We start from the raw sequence: 12,148 nt of genomic DNA, 5'->3' as shown, positions 1-12,148 counted from the left end.
TGATTTACATAAAATGTATGAGAAATGTATGAGAAATGTATGAAAAATGTATATTCGTCTCATTATTTTCCACCAATCCCTTTTGCATCCTTTTATGGGCTCTAAAAATTATTACTAAGTGGTATTTTGATCATTCTGTAACGTGTAAGGAAAGCCTCATTTAATGCGCGTGATTTACAGCAAATCCAACTTGCAAAGAATCCTTGCTAGTTCGAACCGATTGCGACAGAAGAGTTTTAAAAGAAATCAGATAAAAACCACTAAATAACTGATATTGTTCCGCTATGGGGTTCCCCATATCGAGTGCCAATCATCTGATAGTATTCCGATATCGTTAATAGATTGATTTTGTTCCGATACGGGATTTCCCGTCTTGGCTCTCTAACGTGTCCAATAACTCAATCAACAACCTCATTCATAGTTTAAAAACAGGAAAGGCGACTCCTCAAAAGTGGGGAGTCCTGATATACACCCAAAGTATCGATATGCAAATTTGCACATCACCCCTAAGCGCAGTAAAAAGCATGTGATTTTAACGCCCCCATTTTTGGGTTGGTTGAATATGATTTGGCTAGATAAATCAGCTCTTATTCCTAACGTGTCGAAAAACTCTAAAACACCGATTATTACGCCCTTTTTATAGACTCCAAAACTATCGGCCTAACGTGTGCATAAATTCAATTTACCGGCAAAAAATGCCCTCTCTTAACGTGTCCGAAAACTCAAGATTAACGCGCATTATTTTATTTTTGATGTCAGGTTTGTCAGATTCTAGCCAACCTTGCGCGTATCCAAATACATCAACACTTCAAGCCTAAAAGTGAACTCTTCCAATGCTGAACTATAAACCCTCACATTGTCGCTAATATTAAGGCGTTTAAAGACGTTTGCTATTGATTCGCCACCTTGCTGATTGCGAGTAACGACTTTCAATATATGCGCCCTTTCGGCACTCTTACCGCTTGAATTATTCATCATCGCTAAAATGGTGTTGGCATACTCCACTTCTCTATTTTTTGACACCAAACCTCTTGGCGTACTAGCAGTGAAGTTACCGCTATTCTTTGGCTCTCCAATTCGAGCAATCGCCGATCTTGTAGAAAACCCATGATCTCCTAACATCCAAAATCCCCAAGCCTCTAAGCAAATCTTGGCGTATTCGTAATCCATTCTCTTTTTAACCACAATCACTCCCTGATATTTGTTTTATAAAGCATTTTATCATTTTTAATAAGTGATTATGGGTTATGCGAGAACTTGATGATTCTAACGCCCACCATTGGTGGATGATCGATTATAACTAGATTAAAGAGTATATTCCGGCGCCTCAATATGGGATTTCCTATATCGGGATTAATGCTCTACTTCATTAATACGCGCATCTTGAACGCCAACAACAATCTGTACCGGTTGTGCGTTATGCTCTTCTACTTTCGGGCTTGGATTATTACTCCATTTATCAGGCTGTCTGTTTCGAAGCCAAAAGATCATTGCTGCGGAACTTGGTGGGCGATGCTTAATTGTTTTAATCACTTCAATCCTACCGTTAAACTCCTTAACGACTGATTCCTCGTAACTGAATCCAATAGCTGATCGATATAAAGCTTCTACCACCTCAGCATCAGCTAATGCCTTGCCACGTTTAAGCGCTTCGCTAAACTCAGGATAAGCGAGCTTCCACCTGTTGAGTGTCGATTCGCTAACACCAAAGAAGAAGGCTAGCTGTTTATCAATTAGCCCCAACAAAGAGAGTTTATAGGCATCTTCAACAAAGCTATCCCGGTATTTTGTTGGCCTACCTGTTTTGATTACGTCTGTCATATCCCTTTATGGACTCCCAAAACTATCAATCTACTCTTAGTATATCAGCCCATTTAGTCGTATAAGATGGAGATAGCTTCTCACGCTTCATGCTCCAATCCTTATCCTTTCCCTGTGCTGCCAAATTAATCACATGCCCATATCGTTTATTGATCTGATCAATTACGCCCATGAGCTTTAAACTTGCTTCCGTTTGAGATTCAGCAAATAGATCATCTTGCTCTACACCATCGGATAGTTCACGCAATATAATGCCCGTTTTGACGTACTTATGCCCCTCTACCCAAATAGATTCCAAGCAGGACAAAGCGTTTCTTACTATCTGCCTTGTATCATTGGTTGAAACATCAAGCTGACAAGAAGCTTCATTGTAATAAACACCGGGATTCTTAAATCGATTAGTATTCGTGAATACGGTTATATTTTTAACGGATAAACCATGCGCGCGTAATCTCTCAGAAGCGTTCTCGGCATAACTGGATACCGCTTGCCTCATTTCCTCTAAAGATGTTATCTCTTTACTAAATCCTCTTGAGAATACGATCTGTTGCCTTGTTGGATCTTCGAAAATTAGATCTTGGCACGATATGCCGTTTAATTCTTGTATGGTCCTCTCTAAAACCACAGAATAAGAACGCGCCATAATTGCCGGATCGCTACTACTGAGATCATATGCCGTGTTGATTCCTTGCTGATTTAATCGCTTAGTTAATCGCCTACCAACTCCCCAAACCTCATTGACCGGCGTAATGGATAATAGGCGTGTTTGCCTTTCCTTATCCGTTAAATCAACAACCCCACCGGTTTTTGGATACTTCTTTGCGGCATAGTTCGCCAACTTGGCCAACGTCTTAGTAGTTGAATAACCAACACAAACATCAATGCCAATATCCTGCTTTACTTTTCGCCGGATCTCTTTCGCCAACCCTTCCATTTGCTTTGGATTCATACCCGAAAAATCCACAAACGCTTCATCTATCGAATAGACTTCTATCTTTGGCACAATGGATCCAATCGTTCGCATTACTCGGCTTGATATATCCCCATAAAGCGTGTAATTCGAGGAGAACACCTCAACATTATTCTGCTCTAAAAAGCCTTTGATCTTAAAGAAGGGATCGCCCATCCTCACGCCTAAAGCCTTTGATTCCGCACTACGAGCAATTACACACCCGTCATTATTAGAAAGCACTACTATGGCTCGCCCTTTTAAATCAGGCCTGAATATCCTCTCGCAACTAGCAAAGAAGTTATTACAGTCTATTAATGCGAAATACTGACTCATATTATCGAAACATTCTGATCGAGTTAGTCACTACGCCAAATATCTCAAATTCATCATCAGGCTGAATTATGATAGGCGCGTACTCGTCATTTTCCGGCATTAATTGAAGCACCGGCGTTTTAATCAGGCGTTTAACAGTGAATTGCCCATTATAGGAAGCCACCACAATATCCTTATCCCTAACCTCAAGTGATTTATCAATAATCAAAACATCATCAGGATATATGCCGGCTTTTATCATTGAATAGCCAGTGGCTACCGCAAAGAATGTTGCCGCAGGATGTTTTATACATAATTCATTCAGATCTAATGTTTTCTCAACATAATCAGTTGCCGGCGATGGGAATCCGGCTTGGATCTTAGAGCTAAACAGTGGGATTGATTGTATTTTTAGTGGCTTATCCATAATATTATTATCCCTTTAGGTATTGAGAGAAGGTATCTAAGCGCGCCTTATAGGCTAATAATGAAGTCCTGCTGTGTAAAGGATCCAAATTACCGTCATAGAGGTACATTCTAATTAATGAATAACTAGCATTAATGGGTTTCTTTTCACCGATCATGTAATCAAAACTATGTTCCGATACATCAATTAAATATCCAATCTCATTAGGCTCCCATTTTTCAAATTCCACAATTGATCTGTAATGGCGATTTACTAAAAATACCATACTGTCCTCTTCCGATATTTCAATCGCATAAGGAAACTCATTATAAAATCTATCTTTTACTTGGTTATTATATTGAATTATATCTTGCGCGTACTCTTCTTCCTCAGTTATCGGGTTGAGATAAAATCGCCTTCTTTCCCTAAAGCTATCTAAATAACGATCCAATACTTCAATTAAGCCTTTTTTTGTTAGCATAAAATATTTCCTTACCTAATATTTTTAAACTTATTGTTGCAAAAAGAGCTGGTGCGTATGTCAGCTATGGCATACAAGCATGGTTTACCATGCCAGTGCCTTGCACCCAATGCTAGTTTAATACAGCCATTGATTCATCCTTTAAAACATCCTTTGAAGAAGCCTTGACACATACCTTGATGTCGACACTTTAAGTAACTGATTAAATATAGAAAGCTATATTTTACCCTCTATCATACTGACTTTTCTCCTCACCTTGCTTTTCATATCTTTAAGCCACTCGCCTGTAAGTTGAGTGTTAGCTCGATGCTTTAATCTATAAATCCCTTTTGCAACAGGATTTTCCATACGAACGGGCAAAGGTATACAAATCCCCCCTTGCTCTAAAACCTCCATCATCCCTTCGCCTAACACCATGTCCCCATCGTAATTATCATCAGGGTAATTTCTAGTAAGCAAATATTCTTTGCTCACCTCTTTTATTTGAGTTTCATGCGGTAAAACCCCGTCTATAGGAAAAAGAATCCCAGCATCATCGCTATCATCTTCAAAAAGATATACTGCTCTTTCTATCACTCCTATCTCTTCAGCTAGGATAAAGTAACGCCAAAATTCATGGCCATCATCCGGCGCTTCCTCGCATCCAATTAGATCCGTAAGTCCCATCTCAACAACTATTGGATTATCACTGTAGCTATCAAAGCGCTTCTTGCCATCACTTTCAAATAGATAAAAATTCCAGCTTCCCATTTTTTTGATAAATTCTTTACCATACCTAGCATAAATAACAGACGGATTGATGCCTCCGTGCTCAAGTAGGTTTTGGTGCTTATATAGCAGGATTACAAACCTCAATAACTCAACTTCCCTATATTCGATAATCCTTTCTATTACATTTGGAAACTCTTCTTTTGAATTTCGATAACAGAATCTCTCGAATAAACTATTGGGCAGCCAGATTAAAGATTTGTCCTCTGTTTCTTTAGTGTGAATCTGATATCTAGGCTTGGATCTAGGCTTGTCTGGATTTTTAGAGACATCAGTAATAATTCCATTCTCAATTAGAGTAGATATCGCCTTATCAGCCTTCTTCCACCGAATACCTGTATAAGTATAAACAGCAGTTGCAGACCATGAAGAGAACATACCTGTTCCGGCAGTCCCACAAGATATGACCAAATAACTAATGGCTTCATTAAATCCTAACTTACAGGCCAGATCGAACAATTCTTTAGATATCGCAAAGTACCCATTCACAATGGATTTATCTTTATTCATGATATAATAATTCTCGTAAAACGTGATTCTTGAAAGGGATCATATGAGGCGCGTAATGTTTCCAGCATCGCGCCTTTTTCTTATTATAACCGCTATCACTCTAATAGCACCTTGCCACCGTACCCCAATTATTGGAGCCCGTTTCTTGGTATCCCATTTTTTGATCTACGGCACCGTGTACTAATTTACCGTGTCCGGCTTTATCGGTTACGGTAAAAACACGTTCGGTAAAAGTTTAGTGTCCGATCAATTAGCGTAAGCACTTGGTAACACCACAATCCGCCATTGGCGTAACGTGTAAATACGATCATAAAAACTTAAGAAGAACGATATCGGCATTAATCCCCACATCCTGATAATCAGGACGCTACGAAAACTTCGTAGGCTCTGAAATTAACTCATCAGCTCTGTATGTAAGCTTTGTAACTAGTATCCGTGTCCTTGTTTTGAGGAGGCGGGTTTTCAGGTTCCTGATTTTCAGGACCAGGCTTTCCCCCTAAAAGTTTCACAGTGAAACTTATCAACCGACAAAATGTCCTTTGATCAACCGACAATTTGTCGCATGAGCAATAACGCGCCTATATCCTCATTTCCTATATCTACGTTTTAACGACATACGGCCATGTAGAGCTAGTGTGTTTATTCTTTCTTGTAATATTCTTACTTGTATTATTACCTTCAACGATTTCGTTGATACCCTCCCCATCTTTTTGTTGATAGGTATCAACAATTTCATTGATAGGTAGCCCAAATCAGGGAAAGCCTGATCAGGGTTTTCAGGATCAGGGAGTAGTGAATATTCTGCACCACCTCATATCGCCGTTTTGGGTATGTGACACGTTAAATCAACCGCCTCAAAAATAAGGGCGATAATCAAATACCTGATATTTAGAGAGATTTGGAGGACGGCTGAAATTTCAGCGGTCGGAATATCTTAATAAAAGATCAAGCCAAATTTGGATTGACTTCCAAACTCATTGCTATTACTGCCACTTCGATGACGGCTCAATTTTGAGCCATTGGAGTGTCCCAATAAAAGATTAGTCTAGATTTGGATTGACCTCTAAACCGACAACGGAGCATACAAATTTGTATTAACCTCAAAACCCATTGCCCTATCTATCATTTCGAGGACGGCACAAAATTGTGCAGCCGAATTTCCTTATTAATCGCATATAGCGAGTAAAAGATTTCTCCGCCAATCCTTGTTGTAATCTTGTTGCTGTCTACTAGAAGCGAATACCTTTACCGCTCAATCTTGAGCTGTCACATCGCCCTTTTGGCAACGTGATAGATCAACCAATCCAAACTTGGAGGCGTTAATCAAAAAAAGCGTTGAAGTATTCGAGCACTCAACGCTTTTGGATTGACCTAAGCAAAAGGAAATCAATCAATTTGAAAGATAAGTATATTGAAAACCAAGCAATATGTCACTTAATGGAGCGCTCTTATCTCCCACACCCTTAAAGCAAGGAAGCAGTTTTCAACAAATTTGTTGTAAAGTCTTTTCCCTCTGATCTACTCCCCCAATTTTGAGGTAAGTACCCACCTAATCCACTCAGCCGAAAAGACGGCTCAGTACAAATATGAGAAGTAAACTTTTACTTATCCCCGAACCAATACCGGTAACGCCTATTCCGAGGAAGGTACAAATTTGTACTCTCGAAAAGAACACTCCAATTTACCGAGCGCTCTACCCACTACTAAGCTGTTGCTTATAGTGAACTAATTGCGTTGAAGAAAGTCGGATACTTAACACTGCCCCCACATTTGGGGCGAGTGCTCATTTATCCACTAACCTGATATTTCAGGCGAGTATTTTAAATCTCCGCCAATGCCGGCATTAAATAACTCTCAAATTTGGCTTTTACGATCAATTCTCAATGAAATAGTCGTCTTTATCCATATATCGCCGTATTTCGCTTGGATTTTCGATCTAGTGTTAGGTTCAGAACTACCAATCAAGTGGCGATAACCCATCATCAAAGAAAGCAATTGAGAAACCGCCTCTGCCTGACTACACTACCGCTTCATAGATTATGAAAATAATGTATTTCACAAAAATATAAAATGGAGCTTTATATGAAAAAAGTAATCATGTTAGGTGCTGTAGCAATAGCTTTACTCACAGCTTGCGGAGAGGATGAAAGCAAGACCAATGAGCCAATAAGAATCACTGATCAAGGTACTGGCGCTGATGACACAATGCGAAAAATCGAAGCTAGAAAGCAAAAGCAACGAGAAGCCAAAGAACTCGCCGAACGTGACAAGCAGTTTGAGAAATTCCTAGAAGAATTAGAGAACTCCATGGAATAGATATGTAAATTAAGGAGCTACCACTCCTTTTTTTAATCTTGCTCATCATCAGTGATTATCCTTTCTGACAATCTCCTGACTTTTCAGGCGATCTCCCAACATTTCGGGAGATCTATTTTGTGCGAGCTTTTCTGTCAGAATGACCAAAATTGTATGGACACTATTAATCGGCTTCTTTCTTCTCTTTTTTAAACATTGAATGATCGTGTGAGTGGATTAAAACCCATAGGTATATGGCTTAATATATAAAGGTGTCCAGTTTTTGGACTACGGAATTGGTAAAAATAGCTATTACTGGGCTAGTTTCTGGACTACGGAACACCCTTTTTAAGATAGCGTAGTCCATTTTCTAGCCCAATGAGCTGATAGCGTAGTCCAGTTTTTAGACCGCAAAATTTAATATTAAGGCATAAAAAAGCGCCTGAATTGGCGCTCTAATGTTTCGGAGGATCTCGCCACCAATCAGGGGCGCGTGATGTCGGCTCGATATGTATCTTACTGAACCCATTTTCATCCAAACATTTATCAATTGGCACTGTCGTTAAAGCATATAATGCCGGTCTATTTCTATCGCCCTCTCTAGTTAATACTAAAAAACGCGCATCTAATAGCTCTTTTAAAGCTTTCCTTAGCGTGGCATTAGATACCCAACCATGAAGTTTATTCATAACGCTATAAGTAACACATAAATCACCATTATTTTTACCATCCCAATGAGCGCTTACATCATGATATAGCTTAACGGCAGAAGCCCCTAAACGCTGATATTCCTCACTAAAAATAACATCCCTACGAGATGGAAAAAAACCGCTGTTATTAATGCGTTCAGCAAATTTTAATCTTTTCTTTTTCTCTTTTTCTCTTTCTCTGCTTCTAGCGGTATAGCTCCCCATAACCCTACTCCTACAGGAAACTAAATGCGTTATTGTGTTTGAAATGATTGGTTATCTCGTATAACATTGTCATCAATCCTTTAGGTAAAAAAAGATAGGGAAAGATGGCCGTCTCTCCCTATTTTGCTTTTTGGGTTTAAGCGTGTTTCTGCCTGATTCGCGCTTTTTTAATGCTTACATTCTTCGTTTGACTTCGGTATCCAGTACCGCTTAACCCGGCTCTTTCTCCCAAAACGATTTGGCACTTTTTCCCATTCATCATGGATGATTTCTCCCTTTGCTCTTAACATGCTGATAGTCGTATTCAAGCAACTATCCCCTAAGCTCTGTGCTTCAAAGGTATTCAGGCTTCTTTCTCCTAAAATCCTTTTCATCATCTGCAATTTACCTTCTTGTGGCTTTTCCTGATTAATATCAGTCATTAACACCCTCCATTAATTTAATCTCTTCCCTTTAATTGGGCGGAATTGATACCCTTGTTGCTTTAACTCTGCTATTGCCTGATTGAGTGGCTTGTTCGCCTCACGATCTGCTCTTAACTTCTTCATTGCTTTACTATTCATGGTTATTTACCGCCTTATATTCGTAATATACTTCGCTAAAAAATTGGATATTCTCTAATCTGCCTTTGATTTCGCTTGGTTCAATTACACCGTTATTAATATCCCCAATCAACTGCTCCAACAGCTCACAGATCTCTTTTGGCAACTCCTCATAGTGCGAGTTACTTTTTTGCTCTACAGCCTCAAAGTTCTCTCCGGCATGCTCATGTAAATTCTCAAGGGCTTTCATTATTTCGCTATCCTCAAGACCGACATTCTTCGCCATTTCAATTAGATCAGTAACCGAACTAGCAACATCACAAGCAAAGATTTTGTAATCTTCAATCGTTGAATTATGCGCCTGTCTTTCAAGCCAAAATGACTTCAAACCTGTATTAACACCCATGCCCACCTCTCGTATATTCCCCTAAACCATTTGCCACTAAACGGCTAGAAACTTCTTCTACTCGCTCTACTGAATTGCTATAAAACCCATCTACCGCCAATCGCAATAATTCGACACCACCGCCAATCTCTTCATGACTCATTCGATCATGTAAACCTTTTCGAATAAGGCTCAATTGGTCGCTAACTAATCCAAGCCACTCTCTTACTTGCGTGCTGTTGTCATAGTCATCTTTTAGCTCGTTGGCTTTTTCACTTCCTGCTGTCATCAATCTAATTCCGTAAAAATACGCGCCCTTATGCGCGTTAAGGTTAATCAAAAAATACTAAACTTCATGCTCCAAGCCTTGTGGGCGTGAATCAAGCCACTCTAAAATCTCGCTCTTTCTCCATCTCGCTGATCTTCCGACTCTGATTGGCTTTGGTAAACCATCATTCTTAATTGCTCGATAAAGAGTTGAATCGCCCTTTACCCCCATTACTTCTAAAACCGTTTTTCGATCCCACATGATATGACGATCTTCTAAAACTACCTTTTCTTGCGTACTCATATTTTTCTTTCCTATTTCAGTTCTATCAAAATACACTGTTCAACGTGTTCAACATGACCAACTGTTGACAGAGTACATCAATAAAAATAGAATGGCAACCAATGAATAGAGTTAAAAACAACTAGGAGAGAGGGAAAGGTATGTCTAGTAACGATAAGAGCACATATATATTTGAAGACATTCAGCCTAAAGATGAAAGAATAGGCGCGCGCATCAAGACTCAATATCGGAATGCTCTCGACTTAATCGCTAGAGATAGGAGGACTAATATAAGCGAGGTATTAGAGTTAGCGATTCACAAGCTCGCTGAGTCATACACAATAGAGGGGAAAAGCGTTCTAGATTTAACAGATCACTCTTTCAATATATTTGAAAAGTTATTTTTTGGGTTAAGATTCAAGCCACTCCCACCACAACAAAACTTACTACAAGCAGAGTATGCAGATATTAGAAGAGAAATACTAAGCTATATGCCTGATAGTAGCCTTCCACAATCACTGCTTTCCCCTCAGGAATTATACGTGGTATCTGTTTTAGATGATCCAGAGCTAGATGGTGGTGGTGCGTGGTATTCTATTACCCCCTCAGCGCTACTGTATTTTACATACAAGGCTTGGCATATTGGAAAAAGTGTAGAGGAAGCTGTGGAGATACTTCGCTATTCAGATCACTTTGTTAGAGATGTGCTGTGGAAAAAATATACCGCCGATACTACGGATGAAGCTATACGGGAAAACATGGAAGAGGATGTTAATAACTTTCTTGAAGGATTACCGAGACAGCAATCTTTCAAGTAGTTGCTAACTTTCTTAGAGGTTAACACCCCAATCTATACGCCTTTTTTAATTCCCGCCACTCTCCCTCCAAGCTCATTCATCATCTTTACTCGCTCATCATAGAAAGTAGATCTCAAATAAGCGGCAGTCGTTTGATCTCCGCTTCCTTTGGCATGAGATAGCCCGGCTTTAATAACCGCTTCAGGATAGCCGGCTTCTTCTAAAATCGTTGCGGCTAATGCGCGTAATCCGTGAGCCGTACTATTCAGCCCTGATCTTCTTAAGCTAATTCTTGGCGTTTCTCGGTTTAAGTGAGTGCCGTAATCCATTCCCTCAAAAAGATATTTATCTCGAGTATTCATGCCTTTTATTTCCGGCAGTAGTGAGAGGAGAAAATCACTTAACGGGATTATATGATCTCGGCTTTTCTTCATCTTTTCAGCCGGTATACGCCACTGCTTCTTCTCGAGATCAATCTCGCTCCATTCAGCGCTAACCGTTTCAATTGGTCGTGTCATTGTGAGGAATTGCCAATATATAGCGAGGCGTGTTACTCCGGCGATTTCTCCATTCTCAAGCTTATCAATCAATAATGGCAACTCGTCAGGCTCAAGCGCATCAAAGTGCTTTTTATCTGCCTTCTTGAATGATTGAGTGCCAACGGCCACTACTGGATTAAAGTCTAATAATCCACAACTCACGGCATAATCAAAGCTCATTTTAAGCGAGGATTTAACGCGTCTTAAATACTCCAATACTCCACGCTCTTCCATTCCTCGCAACGCCTGAACAATAGTAAAGGGTCGTATCTCCCTAACGTCCATATTTCCGAGCATATCCATTACATTGGCATAAACCGCATTTTTTACTTGAAGAGAATACTTCTCGCTTTTCTTCTCTCCTGCCCAACGGGAATACCAATCCTCAAATACATTCTTATAAAGATAGGCTTCATCTTTAAGGGTTACATCAATTGCCGGCAGATCTTTAGCTATTCGGCTTTTTAACTCTTCACGCCACATACGCGCATCAGATAATGAGTAAGCGGGATATTCGCCCAAGTAAGCTGTCTTCTGTTTACCATCTTCCCTATATGCTAAAGCCCAACGCATTCTGCCGGTTGGATACACCCAAAGAGATAGACCACCACCATCTGAATACTTGGTAAGCTTTTCTTGTGGTTTAATTGCCTTGATCTTGGAATAGTTGAGCTTCATAGAGGCTTCTCCCTATATTTGTTGGTAAACATAAAACCCCTTTCAGGATTACCAACAAACTTACCAACAATTTTATGGTAAGTAAACAACATAAAAGAAAAGGTAAGATAACTAATGACAATCTCGATATAGCCTAAAAGCTCGCAATATGGCTGCTTATCCTTATTTTTGACAAGAAAAAACCCCTACCGGAAAGGT

The 12,148-nt window shown here is 39.7% G+C and carries 15 protein-coding genes; 2 read left to right on the top strand and 13 right to left on the bottom strand.

Going from position 1 to position 12,148, the window contains the following annotated elements:
• Positions 1-771: 771 nt before the first annotated feature.
• From ACYSN2_RS05290 to ACYSN2_RS05265, 6 genes are all read right to left on the bottom strand, one after another.
• Positions 772-1,122 carry a hypothetical protein gene (locus ACYSN2_RS05290; RefSeq protein ID WP_461749215.1) on the bottom strand — a complete coding sequence of 117 codons (351 nt, stop codon included), beginning with the start codon at positions 1,120-1,122 and terminating at the stop codon, positions 772-774.
• Between the two features lie 231 nt (positions 1,123-1,353).
• The gene (locus tag ACYSN2_RS05285) at positions 1,354-1,821 is read right to left on the bottom strand and encodes a terminase (RefSeq protein ID WP_461749214.1); all 468 of its coding nucleotides are present in this window, start codon (positions 1,819-1,821) and stop codon (positions 1,354-1,356) included.
• Positions 1,822-1,846: 25 nt separating this feature from the next.
• Entirely contained in the window at positions 1,847-3,106 is a 1,260-nt protein-coding gene (umuC, locus tag ACYSN2_RS05280; protein WP_461749213.1) for a translesion error-prone DNA polymerase V subunit UmuC, read from the bottom strand.
• Position 3,107: 1 nt separating this feature from the next.
• Entirely contained in the window at positions 3,108-3,512 is a 405-nt protein-coding gene (gene umuD / locus ACYSN2_RS05275) for a translesion error-prone DNA polymerase V autoproteolytic subunit (protein ID WP_461749212.1), read from the bottom strand.
• 7 nt (positions 3,513-3,519) lie between these two features.
• Complete coding sequence (locus ACYSN2_RS05270) at positions 3,520-3,972, bottom strand: hypothetical protein (protein ID WP_461749211.1); 453 nt, start codon at positions 3,970-3,972, stop codon at positions 3,520-3,522.
• Positions 3,973-4,188: 216 nt separating this feature from the next.
• The gene (locus ACYSN2_RS05265) at positions 4,189-5,250 is read right to left on the bottom strand and encodes a hypothetical protein (protein WP_461749210.1); all 1,062 of its coding nucleotides are present in this window, start codon (positions 5,248-5,250) and stop codon (positions 4,189-4,191) included.
• A 2,082-nt stretch (positions 5,251-7,332) separates the two neighbouring features.
• Here ACYSN2_RS05265 and ACYSN2_RS05260 point away from each other — a divergent pair.
• Positions 7,333-7,566 carry a hypothetical protein gene (locus ACYSN2_RS05260; protein WP_461749209.1) on the top strand — a complete coding sequence of 78 codons (234 nt, stop codon included), beginning with the start codon at positions 7,333-7,335 and terminating at the stop codon, positions 7,564-7,566.
• 434 nt (positions 7,567-8,000) lie between these two features.
• Here ACYSN2_RS05260 and ACYSN2_RS05255 read toward each other — a convergent pair whose 3' ends face one another.
• The 6 genes from ACYSN2_RS05255 to ACYSN2_RS05230 form a co-directional block, all read right to left on the bottom strand.
• Positions 8,001-8,459 (bottom strand): hypothetical protein, encoded by a 459-nt coding sequence (locus tag ACYSN2_RS05255; RefSeq protein ID WP_461749208.1) that lies wholly within the window; start codon positions 8,457-8,459, stop codon positions 8,001-8,003.
• 167 nt (positions 8,460-8,626) lie between these two features.
• Positions 8,627-8,881, bottom strand: coding sequence for a helix-turn-helix domain-containing protein (locus ACYSN2_RS05250; protein WP_461749207.1), 255 nt, complete (start codon positions 8,879-8,881; stop codon positions 8,627-8,629).
• Positions 8,882-8,893: 12 nt separating this feature from the next.
• Entirely contained in the window at positions 8,894-9,022 is a 129-nt protein-coding gene (locus tag ACYSN2_RS05245; RefSeq protein WP_461749206.1) for a hypothetical protein, read from the bottom strand.
• On the bottom strand, positions 9,015-9,407 hold the full coding sequence (locus ACYSN2_RS05240) for a hypothetical protein (RefSeq protein WP_461749205.1): 393 nt from the start codon (positions 9,405-9,407) through the stop codon (positions 9,015-9,017). Before ACYSN2_RS05240 ends, ACYSN2_RS05245 begins: the two co-directional genes overlap by 8 nt.
• Positions 9,397-9,675 carry a hypothetical protein gene (locus tag ACYSN2_RS05235; protein ID WP_461749204.1) on the bottom strand — a complete coding sequence of 93 codons (279 nt, stop codon included), beginning with the start codon at positions 9,673-9,675 and terminating at the stop codon, positions 9,397-9,399. The genes ACYSN2_RS05240 and ACYSN2_RS05235 overlap by 11 nt, the downstream gene beginning before the upstream one ends.
• A 57-nt stretch (positions 9,676-9,732) precedes the next feature.
• Positions 9,733-9,957, bottom strand: coding sequence for a helix-turn-helix transcriptional regulator (locus ACYSN2_RS05230; protein WP_461749203.1), 225 nt, complete (start codon positions 9,955-9,957; stop codon positions 9,733-9,735).
• A 140-nt stretch (positions 9,958-10,097) separates the two neighbouring features.
• On the opposite strand from ACYSN2_RS05230, the gene ACYSN2_RS05225 reads away from it, so the two are divergent.
• The gene (locus ACYSN2_RS05225) at positions 10,098-10,754 is read left to right on the top strand and encodes a hypothetical protein (protein WP_461749202.1); all 657 of its coding nucleotides are present in this window, start codon (positions 10,098-10,100) and stop codon (positions 10,752-10,754) included.
• 32 nt (positions 10,755-10,786) lie between these two features.
• Here ACYSN2_RS05225 and ACYSN2_RS05220 read toward each other — a convergent pair whose 3' ends face one another.
• Positions 10,787-11,950 carry a tyrosine-type recombinase/integrase gene (locus ACYSN2_RS05220; RefSeq protein ID WP_461749201.1) on the bottom strand — a complete coding sequence of 388 codons (1,164 nt, stop codon included), beginning with the start codon at positions 11,948-11,950 and terminating at the stop codon, positions 10,787-10,789.
• Positions 11,951-12,148: the final 198 nt, after the last annotated feature.

This window comes from Ignatzschineria sp. LJL83, assembly GCF_054871845.1.
Note: the sequence above shows the minus strand (reverse complement) of the source record. Positions and strands in the feature narration are given on the sequence as shown.